This is a genomic window from Streptomyces macrolidinus (genome assembly GCF_023887685.1).
Classification (GTDB): domain Bacteria; phylum Actinomycetota; class Actinomycetes; order Streptomycetales; family Streptomycetaceae; genus Streptomyces; species Streptomyces macrolidinus.
On sequence record NZ_JAMWMR010000115.1, the window covers coordinates 1 to 399 of the forward strand.

Annotated in this window: 1 pseudogene; it reads right to left on the reverse strand. The window is 68.7% G+C overall.

Annotated features, from left to right (window positions below):
- Positions 1 to 391 (reverse strand): annotated as a pseudogene (locus NGF19_RS30470) (transposase); the annotation flags it as partial.
- Positions 392 to 399 lie beyond the last annotated feature (8 nt).

The window sequence follows — 399 nt, forward strand, 5'->3', positions numbered from 1 at the left end:
GTCCTGCCCCGGTCTACAGGGCTTCGTCCGGTCTTGGAGCCCCCTTTAACGCGCGGATGTGGGAGCCGTCGACGGCCGCTCGGGAGAAGTCCAGAGCGTTCGCGCTGCGGAGCTTGGCGAGGAGTACCTCGTGCAGCCGGGGCCACACGCCGGCCTCGGTCCACTCAGCCAGGCGGCGCCAGCAGGTCATGCCCGAGCCGAAGCCGAGTTCCTGCGGCAGGTGTTCCCAGGAGATCCCGGTGTGCAGGACGAACAGAATGCCCTGGAACACCAGCCGGTCCGGATGCCGCTTGCGCCCAGGATGCCGAGTCCGCCGCTCCACCTTCGGCAGCAGCGGATCGATCACCGCCCACAACTCGTCGTCGACTTCCCACGGTTTCGGCCGTGCCACCCCACACC